The sequence below is a fragment of the Limosilactobacillus avium genome (assembly GCF_947381485.1).
Taxonomy (GTDB): Bacteria; Bacillota; Bacilli; order Lactobacillales; family Lactobacillaceae; genus Limosilactobacillus; species Limosilactobacillus avium.
Genome location: NZ_CANCWN010000007.1, coordinates 27,425 through 48,016, shown reverse-complemented (window position 1 = coordinate 48,016; position 20,592 = coordinate 27,425). Strand labels below are relative to the sequence as shown.

The window sequence follows — 20,592 nt, the reverse complement described above, 5'->3', positions numbered from 1 at the left end:
GTAAATGGATAACGATACAAGCACAATGGAAAACGAATTTGCCGGGGCACGTATTAAGGTCATCGGTGTCGGTGGCGGTGGTGGAAACGCCGTTAACCGGATGATTACCGAAAAGGTTCAGGGGGTTGACTTTATTGTTGCCAACACTGACCTTCAGGCCCTCAATAGTTCTAAGGCTTCCACAAAGATTCAATTAGGACCTAAGCTTACCAAGGGGCTTGGTGCGGGTTCTAACCCAGAAGTCGGTGAAAAGGCCGCCCAAGAAAGCGAAGAGGCAATTAAGAAGGTCCTCGAAGGTGCAGACATGGTCTTCATCACCGCTGGTATGGGTGGTGGAACCGGGACCGGTGCGGCGCCGGTTGTTGCTAAGCTTGCCAAGGACAGTGGGGCCTTAACCGTCGGCGTTGTTACCCGGCCATTCTCCTTTGAAGGTCCACGGCGGGGCAAGTTTGCGGTTGAAGGTTTGGAAAAACTGAAGTCTAACGTTGATACCCTGATTATTGTCGCTAACAACCGCTTGTTGGAAATGATTGACAAGAAGACGCCAATGATGGAAGCATTTAAGGAAGCCGATAATGTCCTGCGTCAGGGTGTCCAAGGGATTTCAGACCTGATTGTTACCCCAGGGTACATTAACCTGGACTTTGCCGACATTAAGACGCTGATGTCCAACCAAGGAGCTGCCTTGATGGGTGTTGGTTCTTCTACTGGTGAAAACCGGGCCACTGAGGCAACTAAGAAGGCAATTTCCTCCCCACTCCTGGAACTCTCCATTGACGGTGCGCAACACGTCTTAATGGACATCACTGGTAGCGAAGACATGGCCATGTACGAAGCTCAGGAAGCTTCTGATGTGATCAAGCAGGCTGCTGGTACCAACGTGGATATTTCCTTTGGGATGTCCTTAGACAAGAATATGGGTGATGAAGTACGGGTTACGGTCATTGCCACCGGAATTGACAAGCCAAAGAAGAGTCAGCCACAAGTTAAGCAGGCGCAACCGCTCAACCGGCCAAGTCGTCCCGCTGCTACTGACCGGCCTGCTAACCAAAATAATGGCGGCCAAGAGGAGAACAGTGACCCGTTTGATGGTTGGAATGACCCAACGGCAACTGCCGATGACCAACGGGAAAATAGTGATAATCAATTTTCACATGTTGATAAGCCGGAATTTAATGTCTTCAATGATGATACGGCTAATTCCGATGATAACGATGACACTAATTTATCGACGCCACCATTCTTTAAGAATCGTCGTAAATAGTTAAAAACTAAGGGGGAGTGGTTTAACAAGCGAGTTAGATTACACCTCTTTTTAGTATTTATGAAGGAGGTCCTATAATGGCTGCAAAATTTCTCAAGAGCCTTTTCGGCGATGACGGAATTGAAGAAGAAGAGTATTATGACGATGCCCCTGCTGCACCAGCAAAGGGAAATAACAAGGTTGTTTCCTTTAACGAAAGTCGCGCCAAACGGGGCAGTCAGAACATCAGTCAGATTTCACTGTACGAGCCACGGATGTATGCGGATGTAAAACAAATTGCTTCCCAGCTACTGGCCGGGCGGGCAATCGTTGTCAACTTTACCCAGATGGACACTAAGGCGGCGGCCCGGATGGTTGATTTTCTCAACGGCGCAGTCTACGCCATCAATGGTGAAATGAAACGCATTGGAAAGGAAATCTTTCTTTGCGCCCCGAATAATTTTGAACTTTCGGGAAATCTGTCCAGTAACTTAAAGGCAGAGACAGACAGTTTTAATAATTAAGGAGAAAAAGCATGCTTGGCTTTATTTTTTGGGTCTTAAACAGCTTAATTGATGCTTATATTTGGGTTATCGTGATTTGGTGTCTCCTTTCATGGTTCCCGAATGCGCGGGGAACACGACTGGGCGAAATCATTGACCGGCTGGTTGAACCGTACATGAGTTGGTTCAACTTTATCCCACCACTGGGCGGAATTAGTTTTTCACCGGTCGTGGCGATTTTCGTCCTTTACCTTGCGCAGTCAGGTCTTTCTGCTTTAGCAGGAATGTTTGGTTAGAAAAATGGCAGAAGAAAATATTAAACAACATTTTCGACCGAACGAAGGTCCTTTTATCGATCAAGTCGCGGACTGGATCAGTACGACAATTGACCAGTATCGCCCGGTTCTTACTTCCTTTTTGAACCCGCGGCAGCGTTATATTGCACAAACAATGGCCAACCGTCATGATGACCAGGTCAAAGTGGTTAGTAACGGTGGTTGGAAAGGTGCCGAAATGCAACGACTCCTATTTTATCCACCGTATTACGAACCCCAGGATAGTGACTTCGACCTCCAAGTCTTAGAGGTTGACTACCCAACTAAGTTCGTGGAACTCCACCACCGACAGATTATGGGAACCTTAATTGGCGAAGGGATGGAACGGAGCGCGTTTGGTGATATCTTAGGTGACCAGGGACGGTGGCAAGTTGTAGTGACAACTTCCATGGCCCAGTACTTACGGACAAGTGTGCACCATGTTGGCCGGGCAAAGGTTAAGTGGCTTTCAGTAAATGATCCAGCCGCGGTGTTAACCCCCGTCGAAGATTGGGAAGCGGTAGCGACGACCGTGACCTCCTTACGCCTGGACAGCATCGTTGCGGCCGGCTTTAATTACTCCCGTAACCGGGCGAAGACATTAATTGAGCATGGCATGGTCCGGCTTAACTGGGAGGATGTCACCCGGCCGGATGAACAAGTTGTCGTTCATGACCTAATCTCGGTTCGCCATGCTGGCCGCTTACGGCTGGATGAAGATGATGGCAAGACACGGAAGGGTAAGGATAAAATCAAACTATCAGTTGTGCATGCATAATATTTGGAGGAAATAAAAATGGCTTTAACTGTGGAACAAATTAATAAACAAAACTTTTCAACTAAAATGCGGGGCTTCAACCAGGAAGAAGTTAAGAACTTCATTCAAGAGGTTTCACAAACGGTTCAAGAATTAACCGAAGAAAATCATGCGTTAAAAGAGACCGTTAAGGCGGACGAAGAGAAGCTGAAGTACTTTAGTGAACTGAAGGACTCCCTTAACAAATCAATCCTGGTAGCCCAGGAAGCGGCTGACAAGGTGAAGAGCAATGCCAAACGGGAAGCGGACATCATGGTTCGTGAAGCGCAGAAGCAGGCTACTGACATCGTTTCTGAAGCAAATGAAAAGTCCAACCAAGTTATTGACCACACAACTGAAGAAGCCCGGAAACTGACGACCGAAACCAACGACCTGAAGAAGCAGACCCGGATTTTCCGGCAACGCTTGCAGGTTATGCTTGAATCACAACTGGAAGTTGTTAAGAGTGATGAGTGGGACAAACTACTTGCGGATGATAATCCAGAACAATACGACGAAATTCAAAAGATGTTTGGAAATGACCTTGACAAGAATTCATCGGAAAGTGTAGAATCAACAGCAATTAGTTCCGCATCCCCAGCAGATGAGAGCTTTGCTGACCAACCAGCTGTTGAGCCGGCATCATCTGCACCAACCAACCCGGAATCGGCAGCATCAGAACAACCAGCGGCTAGTGAACAGCCCGTTGTTCCCGCAGATTCAGGGGAAACGGTGGTTGTCTTCCCGGACAGTGACGAGGAAAAGAACTAGAGATAAATTAGCTAGTAAACTTAAATAAAACGTTGAAGAGAAGTGGATTTTACCACCCGACCCCAGCGAGTCAGTAGTTTTGGTGTGAGACTGATGGTCGACGTTTAGTCCTGATCGTCTCTGAGTGTCGTGCTCAACAATAGTAGGCGCGACCGGCTCATGACCGTTATCAATGACAAGAGGAGGCCTAAATTGGCCTTGAAAATGGGTGGTACCACGATAGCTTCGTCCCTTCAGGGATGGAGCTTTTTTATTTCGGTTTACTAGGGTAAGAGAAAGGAGTAGTTGTTATGCGGGTTAAAGATACGTTAAATCTTGGCCGGACCAAGTTCCCCATGCGGGGGAAGTTGCCGGTAACCGAAGCTAAACGTGAGCAGCTTTGGGAAGAAAATAAAGTTTACCAATTACGACAAAAATTGAATGAGGGGAAGCCAACCTTTGTGCTTCACGATGGCCCCCCGTACGCCAATGGTAACATTCATATTGGCCACGCCATGAATAAGATTTCCAAGGACTTCATTGTTCGTTACAAGTCAATGACGGGCTTTCGGGCACCCTATGTTCCTGGCTGGGATACTCACGGGCTGCCAATCGAACACCAATTGACTAAGTCCGGCTACGACCGCAAGAAGATGTCCACATCCGAATTCCGGGACCTGTGTTGCAAGTACGCCTTAGAGCAGGTCGACAAGCAGCGTACCGACTTCAAGCGGCTAGGGGTTAGTGGTGAATGGGATCACCCGTACTTGACCCTTGATAAGGAATTTGAAGCTGCCCAGGTTCGGGTCTTCGGTGAGTTTGCCAAGAAGGGCTTACTCTACCAGGCTAAAAAGCCTGTTTACTGGTCCTGGTCCTCAGAATCAGCACTGGCGGAAGCCGAAGTTGAATACCACGACGTTGTTGCCAAGACAGCCTTCTTTGCTGAGCAGGTAAAGGACGGTAAGGGTATTCTTGATGACAATACCTACTTAGTTGTTTGGACGACGACGCCATGGACCGTTCCCGCTTCTGAAGCTGTGGCGGTCAATGGTAAGTTCGATTATTCGGTTGTTAAGCCAGCTGATGATGACCGGCAATTTGTAATTGGCACTGAATTGCTTGAAGGAGTTGCCAAAAAGCTCGGTTGGAAGAACTACGAGGTTGTTAAGCACCTCGCCGGAACAGACCTTGACGGGATGGTTACCAAGCACCCTTACCTCGACCGTGACATTTTGGTAGGGACGGCGGACTACGTTACTGCTGATGCTGGGACTGGCTTAGTTCACACGGCTCCTGGCTATGGTGACGATGACTACCACTTTGGTTTGGAATACAACCTGCCAATCTTTGCCCCAATCAATGACCAAGGGGTCCTGACTAAGGAAAATGGTGCCGACTTTGACGGGGTCTTCTACCAGGATGCGGATGATGTTTCCTTGAAGAAGCTGGAAGAAAATGGTGCCCTCCTGCTTGAAGAACCTTTGAAGCACTCCTACCCATTCGATTGGCGGACCAAGAAGCCAATTATCTTCCGGGCCACTGACCAGTGGTTTGTCTCCATTGACAAGATGCGTCAGGATATTCTGAACGCCCTGGAAGATGTTGAATACAAGCCATCCTGGGGGAAGGTTCGTCTCCGGAACATGATCAAGGACCGTGGCGACTGGGTAATTTCCCGGCAACGTGTCTGGGGCGTTCCACTGCCAATCTTCTACGCTGAAGATGGAACACCAATTATGGAAGAAGAGACCATTAACCACGTTGCTGACTTGTTTGCCAAGTACGGCTCCAACGTTTGGTTTGACCGGGATGCTAAGGACCTGCTTCCGGATGGATACACCAATGAACACTCACCACACGGGAAGTTTACTAAGGAAACGGACATCATGGATGTTTGGTTTGATTCCGGTTCTTCTCACCAGGGTGTTCTGGCAGAACGGGACTACCTGACCTACCCGGCTGGCCTGTACCTGGAAGGTTCTGACCAGTACCGGGGTTGGTTCAACTCTAGTCTGATTACCAGTGTGGTTTGCTCTGGTAAGGCTCCTTATAAGGGAATCGTTTCCCAAGGCTTCACCCTTGATAAGAAGGGGAAGAAGATGTCGAAGTCGATGGGGAACGTCATTGACCCGAACAAGGTCGTTAAGCAGATGGGGGCCGAAATTATTCGTCTGTGGGTAATGTCGGCTGATACCTCTGCCGATGTCCGGGTTTCCATGGGGACCTTCCAGCAGATCTCCGAAGCCTACCGGAAGTTGCGGAACACCTTCCGCTTCCTGCTGGCCAACACGGGTGACTTCAAGCCAGCAGAAAACACGGTTTCCTATGAGAAGATGGCCAGTGTCGACCAGTACATGATGGTCAAGCTTAACCACTTCTTGAAGAAGATGCGGGACTACTTTGACGAATACGACTTCCTGGATGCTTACAAGCTGCTCATCAACTTCGTCAACAATGACCTTTCCGCCTTCTACATGAACCTGGCAAAGGACGTTCTGTACATTGAACCAGCCGATTCACACGCACGGCGGTCAATGCAAACGGTCTTCTACAACATCTTGCTGACGATGGTTAAGCTTTTGACGCCAATCCTTCCCCACACCACTGAAGAGGTTTGGGAGTACATGGATGAGCCAGAACAATTTGCTCAACTGACGGAGATCCCTGATGCCCGGACTTTTGCTAATGAGACTGAACTCCTGGATAAGTGGGAGCAGTTCATGGAGGTCCGTTCCCACGTTCTGAAGGGACTAGAAGAAGCCCGGAATGATAAGCAAATTGGTAAGTCCCTTGAAGCAGCGGTTGATCTTTACCTGGATGCTAACCAACAAAAGCTAGTTGATAGCTTAAACGAAAACGTTGCGCTCCTGCTTGGGGTATCTGCCTTGCACTTGCACCCATTTGACGAAGCACCGGCGGATGCTGACAAGTACGAAGACGGTGTTGCTGTTAAGGTTTCACCAGCAACGGGTGAAACCTGTGCACGTTGTCGGATGGTCAAGGAAGACGTGGGCACCGATGATGCTTACCCAATGCTTTGTGCACGGTGTGCTAAGATTGTCCGGACGAACTTCCCGGAGACGGTGGAGACCGGATTGGAAAAGTAAAAAAAGTGATATAATTTCTTGCTCAAGGTGCCAAACGGTGACATTGATTTTCTTGCGGTGTAAAATGGGAAGAGATAATGTGAAAGGGCAACCTTTCGTATCTTAACCCCGCAAGGTTACTTGAGTAGTGATATATTAATCAGACTTATTTTTAATAGGGGTTGCGGGAAATTTCCACAACTCCTATTTTTATTGGCAGGTGAAAATATGCTTAAAGGAAAAGTCAAAAGTTTTGATGAGCAAAAGGGGTGGGGGTTCATTACCGTCCCTCACGAAGGTGAGATCTTTGTTCATTACAGTGGTATTGAGGGCACCAGGCGGCGGGTCCTTCAGGCCGGTGAAGATGTTTCACTGGTGATTGTTCAGGGACATAAGGGCCCGCAAGCCGCCCACGTCAGAGTAATTCGCTAGGAGGGATACGATGGATTTTACGGAAAAACCGATTAGCAGCAAAGAGGTATTTGACGGCCACCTGATTAATGTTGAAGTTCAACAGGTAAAGACCCCTGAGGGCAATATCGCCCAACGGGAAATCGTTCATCACGCTCCCGCCGTGGCCATTCTGGCCATCACTAATGATAATAAGATGTTGCTAGAAAAGCAGTGGCGGACCCCAGTTGCTAAGACCACCTTGGAAATCCCGGCTGGCAAGGTCGATTCCCGGGACCAGGCAAGTGCGGACCATGCTGCAAGGCGGGAACTGAACGAAGAAACCCGTCTTCAGGCCGGTAAACTAGAGAAGCTTTCCAGCTTCTATACCTCAGTTGGGTGTATGGACGAATACATGACCCTGTATTTGGCAACCGACTTATCCCCGGTTGCCAACGCCCTTCCCAAGGACCAAGACGAAGAGCTAGTCGTGAAAAAGGTTAGTTTGAATGAGGCACAAGCGATGATTGCGTCCGGTGAGATTGAAGATGCGAAAACAATTATGGCCATTTATTATTGGCAGGGAATGAGGGCCAATGGATAATCAAAAGCCGCCGTTTCCTGAAGAACAGCTTTCGCGAAAGCAGTACCGTGAGCAGCTTGCCCAAAAAAGAGCTGCTGGACAGGAAGAAGAAGGCGGAGAACAAACCCGCCAGCACTACGCGCAAGACCAGGAGGGCAAAAGCCGTGAAGAAAAAACAGCTGTCCTGAAGCGGAAGCTTAACATTGCAATTGTTGGCCTCATCGTGGCAATCATTATTGTCTATTTAGTTTTATTTTTTGTTGGGTAAAGGAGTTATTTAAAATGCGTTTTGGAATTATCTGTGCGATGCCAGAGGAGATCAAGGAACTTAAGGCCCAGTTGGTTGGTGGTGTTGCCAAAAAAATCGGTGGCAAGGACTACTTCATGGGACAAATCAGCGGTCAGGATGTTGTCCTGGTAGAATCAGGAATTGGTAAGGTTGAGGCCGGAATAACGACTGAACACCTGATTACGGACTGTCATGCTGATGTGGTGATTAACTCAGGCTCTGCGGGCGGAATTGGCCAGGGGCTGCACGTGGGGGATGTTGTTATCTCGACAGCAACCGCCTACCATGATGTTGACGCCACGGCGTTTGACTACAAGTACGGCCAACTTCCGGGTAAGGAACCCCGCTTTCTTGCCTCCAAAGAGTGGGGGACAGCACTGAAGAAGGCCGGTGAAAAAACTGGCTTGAACGTCAAGCAGGGATTAATTGTTTCTGGCGACCAGTTTATCGCCAGCAAGAAGGCAATTGACCAGATTCTCGCCCACTTCCCTGATGCCCTCTCCAGTGAAATGGAAGGGGCAGCGGTTGGCCAAGTTGCCACTGATCACGATGTCCCGTACGTGGTTGTCCGGGCAATGTCTGATACTGGCGATGAGGATGCCGGCGTCAGCTTTGATGATTTTATTATTGATGCCGGGAAGCGGTCAGCCAAAATGCTTTTGCAATTGTTTGCTGACCGGGCTGCACAATGAAAGGAAGGTTGGTCGTGAACGAAATTTACCTCGATAATGCGGCAACGACGCCGATGACTCCGGAAGTCATTGATGAAATGACTAGGCAGATGAAGGAATCATGGGGGAATGCGTCCACTGGATACTCCTACGGCCGGCACGCTAAGCTAGTAATGGAGAACAGTCGCCACGTAATCGCCCAGAGTATTAATGCCGATGATAACGAGATTGTGTTTACCAGCGGGGGGACGGAGAGTGATAATACCGCCATCATCCAGACCGCTTTCACCCGGCAAAAATTGGGGAAGCACATCATCACTACTGCCATCGAACATGAGGCGGTTCTCAAGCCACTGCATTTTCTTGAACAACATGGCTTTGAGGTAACCTACCTCCCCGTCGATGAGAACGGTAATATTTCCCTGGCCGATTTTAAAGCGGCACTTCGCGATGACACGATTCTCGTTACAATCATGATGGGGAATAACGAGGTTGGTAGCCGGATGCCAATTCACGAAATTGGTGAAATCCTTAAGGACCACCAGGCCTGGTTCCATACCGACGCCGTTCAGGCTTATGGCTTGTTGCCGATTGACGTAAAAAAGGACCATATTGACCTCTTATCGACCTCTGCCCACAAGTTAAACGGGCCGAAGATGATGGGCTTCTTGTACCGCCGTGAGGGAATTAGCTTCCCAAGCTTTATCAAGGGCGGGGACCAGGAAACCAAGCGTCGTGCAGGGACCGAAAATGTTCCCGCAATTGCGGCCTTTGCCAAGGCGGTGGCAATTGATACACCAGACGAAAAGCAAGCCCGGCAGACACGCTATTACCACTTCAAGCAGAAGATTGTGCAGGGACTCAAGGACAACCACATCCCCTTTGAGGTGAACGGTCAAATCAGTCCGGATAATCTAAACCACGTCCTGAACATCTGGTTCAAGGGTATCTCAACCTATGTCATGCAAACCGACTTGGACTTAGCTGGCATTGCGGTTTCTGGTGGGTCGGCATGTACCGCGGGGAGCATTGAACCCTCCCATGTCTTGACGGCGATGTTTGGTCCGGATAGCCCGCGGATTAGTGAATCAATCCGGATTAGCTTTGGGGTGCTAAACACGGATGAAGACATTGATAAGTTGATTGCGGCAATTGTCAAGATTGTCGACAAGCTTAATAAGCTCGATAAGGGGGCAAATTAAAGTGGATTTTGCTAAAAAAGTTAAGGTGCCGGGGGACCAGACTACCTATTCGCTAAGTCCGGAAGTCAAACGGTACGCCCTGATTGACCTCGGCTTTGAAGAAACCAAGCGGGGGAACTTCGAGTACAAGGGGAGCCTTGATACTGATAACCCCTTTAAGCCCGTGGCCCGGCTCCGGATTTTAATTAATGCTGACTTGACCGGGTTCAAGATGGAAACCGTCACCGGAAACGGGGCCCGGAAGATCAATATTTTTAACCACCAACGGTCAGCGGAATTTGTTGAGCAGTATCACTTTATTTTAGATGAAATGCTCAAAAGAAACGTATTTAAAAGTGACGGGCAAAAATAGGTGCAGTCCTGAAAGGACTTTGGTACAATGTACGATACTGGATGCATGCGACCTTCAATCGTAGATTATTCCAGAATCTATTTGAAATGATGGTGATTAATAATGACTGACCACAGTCACACCCGTGTCGTTGTCGGGATGAGTGGGGGTGTCGACTCTTCAGTAACCGCGCTACTGTTAAAGCGGCAGGGCTATGATGTCGTTGGCGTCTTCATGAAGAACTGGGACGATACGGACGAAAACGGTGTCTGTACCGCGACTGAAGACTATAAGGATGTCGCCAAGGTAGCAGCCAAGATTGGTATTCCTTACTACTCGGTTAACTTCGAGAAGGAATACTGGGATCGGGTCTTTAAGTACTTCATCGCAGAATACAAAAAGGGACGGACACCCAATCCAGACGTTATTTGCAACAAGGAGATCAAGTTCAAGGCCTTCATCGACTATGCTAACCAGTTGGGTGCAGACTACGTGGCTACCGGTCACTATGCTGATCTAAAGCGGGATGCCGATGGGCGGATGCACTTGATGCGGGCAAAGGACCAGCATAAGGATCAGACCTACTTCTTAAGTCAACTGGACTACCACCAACTGGATAAGGTGATGTTTCCCCTGGCTAATTACACTAAGCCGGAGATTCGTCAGATTGCCAAGGAAGCCGGCCTGGCCACGGCGGATAAAAAGGACTCCGTTGGGATCTGCTTCATTGGTGAAGACGGCCATTTCCGTGAGTTCTTGAGTCAGTATATTCCCGCCCAGCCGGGAAACATGGAGACCGTTGATGGCCAAGTTGTTGGCCAACACATGGGATTAATGTACTACACCATTGGTCAACGTCGGGGCCTTGGCCTGGGTGGTAATAAGAAGAGCAACGAGCCTTGGTTTGTGATTGGCAAGGATATTAAGAAGAATATCCTCTACGTCGGTCAGGGCTACCACAATGAGCACCTCTATGCCACCCACCTGGAAGCCAGTGACATCCAGTGGGTTGACGATGTTGTCAGCCGTTATGGACATGACTTCCACTGCACGGCTAAGTTCCGCTACCGGCAAAAAGATGTCGGGGTAACTGCCCACATCGCTGAAGATAGTCAGCATGTGACGGTTGAATTTGACGACCCAGCGCGGGCAATCACTCCGGGACAAGCGGTCGTCTTCTATGACGGCCAAGAGTGCCTGGGAAGCGCCATTATTGACCGGGCATACAATAACGAACGGCAGTTACAGTACGTTTAATTAACATAGAATTTATTCAAGCGGGCATGCTTATTGCCTGCTTATACATATTTCACAATCAATGTGAACATTCATAATATTTTTGGTAAGATAATATATAAAAAAGGTCCGCGATTAACAATGACAAAAGTTTATCTAATTCGACATGGAAAAACAGAATGGAATCTTCAGTCTCGTTACCAGGGAGCCCATGGCGATTCACCACTTTTAAAGACAAGCTACCAGGAAATTGAATTGCTAGCCCAGTCCTTGAAGAAGGTCTCCTTTGCGCATGTATATGCAAGTCCCTTACGACGAGCACGGGTAACTGCGCAAAAGTTGATTAGTCACCTTGATCAACCGATCCCGTTAACGATTGATAGCCGCCTGATGGAGTTTAATCTGGGAAAAATGGAGGGAATGCACTTCGATGACGTTGCTAAGAAGTGGCCAGACGAACTAAACAATTTCCGCCACCATCCTGACCGTTATAATGAAGAAGTCACGGGTAGTGAAAGTTTCCAGCAGGTGATTGACCGGGTGGGCTCAGCCGTTAAAGAGTTTTGCCGTGTTAATCCGGATTCCAACATCTTAATTGTTTCACACGGGGCGGCACTGAACGCCACGATAAACGCCCTGATTGGGACCCCCCTTCCGCATTTAAAGGACCGGGGCGGGTTGAGTAATACCTCAACAACTATTTTAAAGACGGATGATGCCGAACACTTCACACTTGAGAAGTGGAATGATACAACTTATCTACACAAGACCAAGGTCGATCCAACTGATACAATCTAATAAGGGGTGGCAGTGATGACAGAGAAGAATGAGTTAAAGCAAAGTGAAAAGCGGGAAACGGAAAAGCTAGTTCATAAGCTGATCCGGGCAATTGATGAACATCCGGAAAAGGTGAATAACTACTATGACCTCGGTTCCTTGCTGACCCGGCTAAACGACTATGAACAGGCGGAAGAACTGTTTATGAAGGCCCTGGGAATTTTTGAGGCCAAAAAAGATCAGTCAGCAATCAACCTGTTAAACTACGGACTTGGTAACCTTTACTACGAAGTGGGGAAACCAAATGCGGCAATTAAGCTTTACAATAAGATTGATGATGACAAATTAAAGGCTGACTCATACTTGATGCTTGCCCAGAGTTACATGAAGAAGGGGCAGCATAAGCAGGCGGTTGCATACGGCTTGACGGCTCATGAGTTACGGGCCCAGGATCCGGAAATCAACCAGGTCATTGGTGATTCTCTCTTGGCCCTTGGTGAATTTGCGGAGGCTAAGAAATACTATGACGCGATTTTGAAACGTCACCCTGGCCGTGCGGATACCCAGTTCAACCGGGGACTGGTAGCCATGGTGCTGGGTGAACCGTACACCGATTACTTAACCCAGGCTAAGCAGTTAAACCCAACTTATTACCAAAAGAGTGAACAACGGTTAGCGGATATTGAAAAGACGCTCCAAAAAACACAATCAAAAAAGAATAAATAGTGCTGGAAAGGATGACTTCAATGGCAACGGAAATGGATTTATTTAAGACGCCACAGGAGCCGTCTTTTTTTGTTGGCCAGGTTCAGTCCGAGATTTTTACCAGCCCGGATTCCTTCTACAAGGTATTGGCGGTCTCGGTGGAAGACGCCAACTTTGATTGGGACGAAAACGAGATCACGGTAACGGGAAGCTTCGGTGACCTGAGTGATGACCAGACTTACCGTTTTGAGGGACAACTTATTGAACATCCCCGTTATGGTTGGCAGTTTCAGGCGCAATCATACCACGTCAACCGGCCGACCAGTCGTGGGGGCCTGGTGGAATTCCTGGCCAGCAAGCAGTTTCCGGGTGTCGGACAGAAGACGGCCGAAAAGGTGGTTGATGCCCTAGGCACTAACGCCATCGATAAGATTACTGCTGATCCCCATGTCTTAGACCCCCTAAACCTTCGTAAGGCTGTCCGTGATTCACTGGTGGAAAACCTCCAGGCTAACCAGGGACTTGATCAGGTAATAATTGGCCTTAATGACTTTGGCTTCGGAAGTAACCTGATTTCCTCCATTGTCGACCGTTACGGTGAAGATGCCCTCCAGGTGATTAAGGAAAATCCCTACCAGCTCGCGGCGGACATTGATGGTATTAGCTTCAAGCGCGCTGACCAGGTTGCCGCTAAGTTAGGGATTGCCGGTAACGACCCCCGCCGGATTAACGCGGCGGTTGTCCAGTCCTTAGACGACCTCACAATGGCCACGGGGGATACCTACACCAGTATCAAGCCCCTCCTCGCTAACAGCCTCCAGCTCCTCAATGGCGACGGTCGGTTTGCGGACAGTAATACCGTTGCGGATCAGATCGTTGCGATGGAGAAGAAACACCAAATTAACTATGAAGATGATCGCCTGTACCCGACCAGCCTCTACCGGGCCGAATACCAAATTGCCGACCACCTGCAACGCCTGATGGGCACGGACGAGGAGCAGATTGCTGATGAGACGATCATGGCGACGTTGAAGCGGACAGAGAAGGAAACGGGTATCAAGTATGACCGGGTCCAGGTTCAAGCAGTCAAAACCGCTCTCAACAATAAAATCATGCTGTTGACGGGGGGACCAGGGACCGGGAAAACGACCATTATCCGGGCCATCGTCGAATGTTATGCTAAGGTCTACCAACTGTCTTTAGAAGTCAACGATTACAAGGGGAAGGCCTTTCCCATCCTGCTCGCTGCCCCGACCGGCCGTGCTGCCAAGCGGATGAGTGAGACTACTGACCTTCCGGCAAGCACAATTCACCGTTTGTTAGGGTTAAACGGTCGGGAAATGCCAACGGACATTAGTGCCCGCGATTTGAAGGGCTCCCTGCTGATTGTTGACGAGATGTCGATGGTGGACACCCTCCTGTTTAAAACGTTAATTCAGGCGGTCCCAACCGCGATGCACGTTGTCCTGGTGGGCGATAAGGACCAGCTACCGTCAGTAGGTCCCGGACAGGTATTCCATGACCTCCTGTCCTTTGACGAGTTGCCTAAGATTGAACTGGTCGATATTCACCGTCAGGCGGCCGATTCGACGATCATTCCACTTGCCCACGCAATTAAGGAAGGCCGTTTGCCCGCTGATCTGATGGCTAAGAAGGCGGACCGGTCGTTCATTCCCTGTCATGCGGGTCAGGTTCCGGACGTCGTTGAACAAATCATTAAAAAGAGTGAGGAGCGGGGCTATTCACCAGCGGATGTGCAGATCTTGGCCCCGATGTATCGCGGGATGGCCGGCGTGGATAACCTAAACGAGCTTGCCCAAGATGTTTATAATCCCGCCAGTCAGTCCAAGCAGTCAGTTGAGTACCGGGGACAGACCTTCCGGGTTGGCGATAAGGTTTTACAACTGGTCAACAGTCCAGAGAACAACGTCTTTAACGGGGACATCGGTAAGATTGTTGCCATTGAAGGCACGGAAAAGGGGCAAAAGGCTCCGAGCATGACGATTGATTTCGACGGAAACGAGGTTAAATACTCCCGGATGGAATGGAATCAGCTACAGTTAGCTTACGCAATTTCGATTCATAAGTCCCAGGGGAGCCAGTTTAAGATGGTCTTACTGCCAGTGGTGCGTCAGTTCAGCCGGATGTTGCAGCGAAACCTGATTTATACTGCAATTACGCGCGCCGCGGATAAGCTAATCATGATGGGCGAGGCTTCGGCAATGGCAATGGCGGTTCGCAATGTTGGTACTAATCGCCAAACGACCCTGCTGCAACGGTTAAATGAAAAGTGGCATAAACAGTCAACCGCAGGGGATGTTCAGTCACCTTCGCCGTCTGCCCCCACGACTGGCGGTGAAACGGTCTTAACACCGGCGCTAATCGAGCAGGGCACGATTGACCCACTGATTGGCATGGACGGAATTCGCCCAGGAGACCTTTAAACTAAGGCTTGATTGCACCACCATTTGTTGCGATAATAGGGTTTAAACAGCTAGAAAATCAAAGGGAGTACAATAATGACGCAAATCAAGAATGCTCAAAATGTCCGTTTGTTTGCATTAAATTCAAATTACCCGCTGGCAGAAGCAATCGCCGAGAAGATTGGTCTACCTCTAAGTAAGGCCTCTGATAACCACTTTGCTGATGGGGAGATCAAGATTACAATTGACGAAAGTGTGCGGGGATGTGAGGTATACGTAATCCAGTCCGTATCCGATCCCGTTAACACTAACTTAATGGAGCTACTGATCATGGTTGATGCCCTTCGCCGGGCAAGTGCCGCCAAGATCAATGTGGTGATGCCTTACTATGGGTACGCGCGTCAGGACCGCAAGGCACGCAGCCGGGAACCAATTACGGCCAAGCTGGTTGCTAACCTGCTTGAAATGGACAAAATTGACCGGCTGGTTACGATCGACCTCCACGCTGCCCAGGTGCAAGGATTTTTTGATATTCCAGTTGACCACTTGCAAGCAACGAGCTTGTTTGCCAACTACTTTGACAAGCAAGGACTAATCAACGACGACACCGTTGTTGTTGCTCCCGACCACGCTGGTGTCAGCTTTGCTCGTAAGTTTGCGGAAAGAATTAAGGCCCCAATTGCCATTATCGATAACCGTGCCGATGAAGTTCGGGAACAGACGGTTCAGGAAGTTCCCGAATACGTCATTGGTGACGTTAAGGGTAAGACGGCACTGGTTGTTGACGACATTGTCGATACCGGGGTCCGGATGAAGCTTTCCGCTCAAGCACTGAAGAAGTTCGGGGCAAAGGACGTTTACGGCGTTGCCACCCACGCGGTTCTTTCTGGTAATGCGGTTCAAACCCTGCAGAACTCGCAGCTTGAGAAGTTAGTCGTGACTGACACGATTCACCTTCCCGAGGAGAAAAAGTTTGACAAATTGGTCCAGTTATCAGTTGCCGACCTGTTGAAGGAAGCAATTGTGCGCATTCACAACCACCAATCAATTGATACGCTGTTTAACCGGTAAACTAAAAAAGACGCGGAATTAATTTCCGCGTCTTTTTTAGTTCCGTTGACTCAAATTAAACTTCGGCAGGTGGCGAATGAATTGCTCATAGGCTGCTTGCTCACCAGTTGCTGTAATCGTACAATTTTCCGCGTTTACACTTGCCTGGTGGAGGTCTGCTTCTTCAACCTTGATATGGTGGGTGAAGGTGGCGTTGCCGACCAGTTCGACCCAGTAACGACGATCCTGGTAGTGGACAACTGTCTTAACCATTCCGCCCGGATTGTAAACGGTAATTGGTTCATCGAAGGCTCCCTGGTCACCATGCAAAAGGACAAAGGCTAAGCTAGTGGCAGACATCCCGGTCCCGCAAGCATTGGTGAACCCGACACCTCGTTCATAGGTCCGGACAAAGAGGCGGTTTGGACCTATGATATGGGCAAAGTTGACGTTCACGCCATCACTGAAGTAGGGGTTGTCACCGTTTAAATAGGGCCCCAATTCACCAAGGAGCGGACCCTCAATTACTTTCTGACTCACGAATGAGATTAGGTGGGGGTTAGGAATAGCGATTGCGGAGAAGGTCAACTGCGGAGCAAGCTCCGGTACTAGGGTTCCCAAAAGGCGATCATGACCGAGATTGTCAAAGGGGAGGGCCTCCTTGTTAAAACGAACGGGTGATATCTCCACGGCAAAGGCCGGTACATCTGGAGCGAAGTCCTTTTCACGGCGTACCTGGAGACTTGCGTCCATGGTATCCACCTTAAAGGACTTCTTTTGGTCCCGTTCTGCAAGGTAACGGGCAACGGTCCGCAGACCATTCCCGCACATTGAGGCTTCACTGCCGTCCGCATTGATTACCCGCATTTGGGCAAGTGCACCGGGCCGGGTCGGTTTATTAACGACTAAGAGACCGTCAGCACCGCCAAGGAGTCCCGTTTGGTGGTTGGTAAGGTGCTGGGCGAGCTTGCGCAGTTGGTCATCAGTTAATGCCGTCTTTAGCTTGGTTTGGTCCAAGATGAAGAAACTATTTTGTGATCCGTGGACTTTTATTAAATTTGCCATTTGTTAATCTCCTCCTAGTTTGCAAAGAAGCGGTGGTAAATTGCCCGGACCGCCTTATCAGCATCGCGGTCGTAGGTACCAATCATAATTGAAATGCGGGATGCCCCCTGGTTGATCATTGGGACGGGGATGTTTTCCTCCGTTAGGGGCGTCAAGATATCGTTAATCACACCGGTTCGATTACGCATTCCCTCACCAACCACCATCGTAATTGCGTAGTTGTCGATCCATTCCAACTGGTCGGGGTTAATCTCTTCTTGAATTTCGTTACAAATCACGTCGACCAATTCGTCATCTAACTGGTTCCGGTCCAGAATTAGGGTGATGTCGTCAATCCCGGATGGCATGTGCTCGTAAGAAATATCGTGCCGGGCGAGAATATTCAGGATCCGGAGGGTAAATCCGGATTCCTTGTTCAGGAGGTACTTATGCAGGTAGAGCGCGGCAAAGTGCTTGCCACTGACAACCCCGGTAACAATATCCGCCGGCTGAAAGCCCTTATCGGGAACGATCAAGGTCCCTGGCTTTTCCGGATGCTGGGTATTCTTAACGTTAATTGGAATATTACCCTGGATGGCGGGGATTAGGGCCTCATCATGAAAGACCGAGAAGCCCGCGTAGGACAATTCCCGCATTTCCCGGTAGGTCATCTTAGTGATTGCCTGCGGATGGTCAACTACGGCCGGGTTAGCTGCGTAAATGGCGTCAACATCGGTGAAGTTCTCATACATTGTTGCATGCAGTCCCCGGGCAAGGATGGCGCCGGTGATGTCTGAACCTCCCCGGGAGAAGGTTGCAATGTGACCAGCCAGGGTGATGCCATAAAAGCCAGGAAAAACGAGGAGCTCGCTGTCGTTAAACGAGAAGTGGTCCAACAAAGAGTAGGTTTCGGGCATCACGGTTGCGTTATTTGGCGTCCCCGTAACCCGGATACCCGCCTCCGTTGGGGTAACAAAGCGGGCTTCGTACCCCTGTTGCTGGAGGATCAGGGCCATCAATTTAGCATTTGACCGCTCGCCATGGGCTTTGAACGTTGCCATCAGGTAATTATGGTTAGGAAAGTGCCAGCTGGGCAACTCCTTCAGGCGGCCAATGATGGGAGCCAACTTTTCTTGGGGAACGTTAAAGTAGTTTGCAATTTCAACGTAGCGATTAATAATTTGGCCAACCGTTTGCTGGTATGGTTGGTTGTTTAGGACTTCATTAGCATACTGGATTAAAAGGTCAGTAACCTTCGTATCCTTACTGTTCCGCTTTCCGGGGGCTGAGGTAACGATGACGCGGCGCTGGGGGTCAGCAGTGATAATATTAATTGCCTGGGCAAAGTGTTCGCCATCAGCGAGCGAACTGCCACCAAACTTTACAACTTTCATTTCTTAAGAACTCCTTCTGGAAAACGCCAATAAATGCTAATTTTCCGTAAACAATTTTAATCGAATTCTAACATGTTTCACCAAACATGCAAGTAAAATAATTTTATGATGTTGATGATTAAACGTTTTACCAAATGCTAAAAATGAGTAGATCTTTTCCGGACCTCATTATCCCTATTGACTTTCTCATTATTTTTTTATAAGCTTAATACAAATCGAAGAGGTGCAGCCAACACAAGTAGGGTAATGGAGCCACTGTCGGGCAGTGAGGTTACCTCAACAGGGCGGTTGCCGAAGTGCTTGACTTGACAGGAGCCAGGTTAACTGGGGCGTGGTTGAATAAGCCACGGACTGTCGTAGGACGAATATCAGCCTGCGTTGCGCTATCGACAAATGAGAATGGAACTTAGTCCACTGTTTGTTCTGCGCAAACAGTGGATTTTTTATTGGTCGACTTCCCCGGCAACATGAATTGGAGGAATTGATTATGAATGAACAGATTACCGCAGACCAGCTTAATGAGGCAGGGCACCTGCTAATTGGGGGCTGTGACGCGATTGACTTAGCTCATGAGTACCAGACACCGCTGGTTGTTTATGATGTTAGCCAGATTCGCCAACAGATTCGCGCCTTTAAACGGGTCTTCGAAGAAAACGACGTTTCATACGCGGTTTCTTACGCCAGCAAGGCCTTTGCCGCAGTTGCGATGTACCAAGTGGTTAACCAGGAGGGTGCCCACATCGACGTGGTCTCTGGTGGTGAAATGTATACCGCTATCCAGGCCGGCTTCCCAATGGAACGGGCCAGCTTTCACGGCAATAACAAGTCTTATGATGAGCTGGTAATGGCGGTTAAGAACCACGTGGGGGTAATCGTCATTGATAACTTCCACGAAATTGACCTCCTAAGTCAGGTCTTAAACGAATTGGATGCAAAGACAAAGGTAATGATTCGGATCACTCCTGGGATCTCTGCCCACACTAATAAGTACATTCAGACTGGCCAGGTTGACAGTAAGTTTGGCTTTGACCTCGCTTCTGGCCAGGCAGATGAAGCCCTGCAAAAGGTACTGGCTAACCCGCGGATGGACCTGATTGGCCTGCACGCCCACATTGGCTCGCAGATCTTTGAAGTTGCGGGCTTTGAAGGGGTGGCTAATAAGCTAGTTGAGGTTGCTGACCACTGGCAAAAGAAGTTTGGTTACCAGGCACAGGTAATCAATGTTGGCGGTGGCTTTGGGATTCGCTACGTTAAGGATGACCAGCCCCTCCGTCCTGAGCAATTTGTTGATGCCATCATCAAGGCGATTAAGAAGGCCGTTCAGCCAACTAACTTGGGAAAGCCAGCAATCTGGATTGAACCAGGCCGGTCAATCGTTGGCCCGGCCGGTTATAACCTCTACACGGTGGGGTCACGGAAGGACCTCCCAGGACTGAAGTCGTACGTAACGGTTGACGGGGGGATGGGTGATAACATTCGTCCAGCCCTCTACCAGGCTAAGTACGAGACGGTTCTGGCCAGTGACCCGCAAGCCCCACTTACTGAGCACGTTCGCTTAGCCGGTAAGTATTGTGAATCGGGCGATATCCTGTGTCAGGACCAAGCCTTACCAAAGACTAAACCGGGTGATGTTTTGGCCATGCTGGACACGGGTGCCTACGGTTATTCAATGGCCTCAAACTATAACCGGAACCCACGTCCGGCCGTGGTCTTTGCGGAAAACGGTCATTCTCAAGTGGTTATTAAGCGGGAAACTTTTGCGGACCTGACCCACCTGGACCAATCTTACGAACAAAATTAATTCC

20 protein-coding genes, 1 riboswitch and 1 other annotated feature are annotated in these 20,592 nt (G+C 49.2%); of the genes, 18 read left to right on the top strand and 2 right to left on the bottom strand.

Features of this window, described 5'->3' with window-relative positions:
- Positions 1-4: 4 nt before the first annotated feature.
- From ftsZ to QOS01_RS03745, 17 genes are all read left to right on the top strand, one after another.
- The gene (gene ftsZ / locus QOS01_RS03825) at positions 5-1,264 is read left to right on the top strand and encodes a cell division protein FtsZ (RefSeq protein ID WP_283621191.1); all 1,260 of its coding nucleotides are present in this window, start codon (positions 5-7) and stop codon (positions 1,262-1,264) included.
- A 77-nt stretch (positions 1,265-1,341) separates the two neighbouring features.
- A complete protein-coding gene (locus tag QOS01_RS03820; protein ID WP_283621190.1) occupies positions 1,342-1,767 on the top strand; it encodes a cell division protein SepF in 426 nt (141 codons plus the stop codon).
- An 11-nt stretch (positions 1,768-1,778) separates the two neighbouring features.
- Positions 1,779-2,042 (top strand): YggT family protein, encoded by a 264-nt coding sequence (locus QOS01_RS03815; protein ID WP_047767500.1) that lies wholly within the window; start codon positions 1,779-1,781, stop codon positions 2,040-2,042.
- A 4-nt stretch (positions 2,043-2,046) separates the two neighbouring features.
- Positions 2,047-2,838 carry a YlmH family RNA-binding protein gene (locus tag QOS01_RS03810; protein WP_283621189.1) on the top strand — a complete coding sequence of 264 codons (792 nt, stop codon included), beginning with the start codon at positions 2,047-2,049 and terminating at the stop codon, positions 2,836-2,838.
- Between the two features lie 18 nt (positions 2,839-2,856).
- Positions 2,857-3,627, top strand: a complete 771-nt coding sequence (locus tag QOS01_RS03805) for a DivIVA domain-containing protein (protein ID WP_283621188.1) — start codon at positions 2,857-2,859, stop codon at positions 3,625-3,627.
- 23 nt (positions 3,628-3,650) lie between these two features.
- Positions 3,651-3,863 (top strand) — a binding site (T-box leader).
- Positions 3,864-3,917: 54 nt separating this feature from the next.
- A complete protein-coding gene (ileS, locus tag QOS01_RS03800) occupies positions 3,918-6,713 on the top strand; it encodes an isoleucine--tRNA ligase (RefSeq protein ID WP_283621187.1) in 2,796 nt (931 codons plus the stop codon).
- Positions 6,714-6,920: 207 nt separating this feature from the next.
- Entirely contained in the window at positions 6,921-7,124 is a 204-nt protein-coding gene (locus QOS01_RS03795; protein WP_047767508.1) for a cold-shock protein, read from the top strand.
- Between the two features lie 10 nt (positions 7,125-7,134).
- Positions 7,135-7,686 (top strand): NUDIX hydrolase, encoded by a 552-nt coding sequence (locus tag QOS01_RS03790; protein ID WP_283621186.1) that lies wholly within the window; start codon positions 7,135-7,137, stop codon positions 7,684-7,686.
- A complete protein-coding gene (locus QOS01_RS03785) occupies positions 7,679-7,933 on the top strand; it encodes a hypothetical protein (RefSeq protein WP_283621185.1) in 255 nt (84 codons plus the stop codon). Before QOS01_RS03790 ends, QOS01_RS03785 begins: the two co-directional genes overlap by 8 nt.
- 14 nt (positions 7,934-7,947) lie before the next feature.
- Entirely contained in the window at positions 7,948-8,646 is a 699-nt protein-coding gene (locus tag QOS01_RS03780; RefSeq protein WP_283621184.1) for a 5'-methylthioadenosine/adenosylhomocysteine nucleosidase, read from the top strand.
- Between the two features lie 14 nt (positions 8,647-8,660).
- On the top strand, positions 8,661-9,827 hold the full coding sequence (locus QOS01_RS03775) for a cysteine desulfurase family protein (protein WP_283621183.1): 1,167 nt from the start codon (positions 8,661-8,663) through the stop codon (positions 9,825-9,827).
- A 1-nt stretch (position 9,828) separates the two neighbouring features.
- Positions 9,829-10,179 carry a DUF1831 domain-containing protein gene (locus QOS01_RS03770; protein ID WP_047767513.1) on the top strand — a complete coding sequence of 117 codons (351 nt, stop codon included), beginning with the start codon at positions 9,829-9,831 and terminating at the stop codon, positions 10,177-10,179.
- A 102-nt stretch (positions 10,180-10,281) separates the two neighbouring features.
- Positions 10,282-11,415, top strand: a complete 1,134-nt coding sequence (gene mnmA, locus QOS01_RS03765; protein ID WP_283621182.1) for a tRNA 2-thiouridine(34) synthase MnmA — start codon at positions 10,282-10,284, stop codon at positions 11,413-11,415.
- A 120-nt stretch (positions 11,416-11,535) separates the two neighbouring features.
- Positions 11,536-12,192 carry a histidine phosphatase family protein gene (locus QOS01_RS03760; protein WP_283621181.1) on the top strand — a complete coding sequence of 219 codons (657 nt, stop codon included), beginning with the start codon at positions 11,536-11,538 and terminating at the stop codon, positions 12,190-12,192.
- A 15-nt stretch (positions 12,193-12,207) separates the two neighbouring features.
- On the top strand, positions 12,208-12,897 hold the full coding sequence (locus tag QOS01_RS03755; protein ID WP_047767515.1) for a tetratricopeptide repeat protein: 690 nt from the start codon (positions 12,208-12,210) through the stop codon (positions 12,895-12,897).
- Positions 12,898-12,917: 20 nt separating this feature from the next.
- Entirely contained in the window at positions 12,918-15,320 is a 2,403-nt protein-coding gene (gene recD2, locus QOS01_RS03750; protein ID WP_283621180.1) for an SF1B family DNA helicase RecD2, read from the top strand.
- 75 nt (positions 15,321-15,395) lie between these two features.
- Positions 15,396-16,370 (top strand): ribose-phosphate diphosphokinase, encoded by a 975-nt coding sequence (locus tag QOS01_RS03745; RefSeq protein WP_283621179.1) that lies wholly within the window; start codon positions 15,396-15,398, stop codon positions 16,368-16,370.
- Between the two features lie 36 nt (positions 16,371-16,406).
- Here the strand turns inward: QOS01_RS03745 and dapF are convergent, their stop codons facing one another.
- On the bottom strand, positions 16,407-17,414 hold the full coding sequence (gene dapF / locus QOS01_RS03740; RefSeq protein ID WP_283621178.1) for a diaminopimelate epimerase: 1,008 nt from the start codon (positions 17,412-17,414) through the stop codon (positions 16,407-16,409).
- A gap of 14 nt (positions 17,415-17,428) precedes the next feature.
- Positions 17,429-18,787, bottom strand: coding sequence for an aspartate kinase (locus tag QOS01_RS03735; RefSeq protein WP_283621177.1), 1,359 nt, complete (start codon positions 18,785-18,787; stop codon positions 17,429-17,431).
- A gap of 210 nt (positions 18,788-18,997) precedes the next feature.
- Positions 18,998-19,182, top strand: a riboswitch (Lysine riboswitch).
- Between the two features lie 92 nt (positions 19,183-19,274).
- Here QOS01_RS03735 and lysA point away from each other — a divergent pair.
- Positions 19,275-20,588 carry a diaminopimelate decarboxylase gene (gene lysA, locus QOS01_RS03730; protein ID WP_283621176.1) on the top strand — a complete coding sequence of 438 codons (1,314 nt, stop codon included), beginning with the start codon at positions 19,275-19,277 and terminating at the stop codon, positions 20,586-20,588.
- The last annotated feature ends 4 nt before the right edge of the window (positions 20,589-20,592 follow it).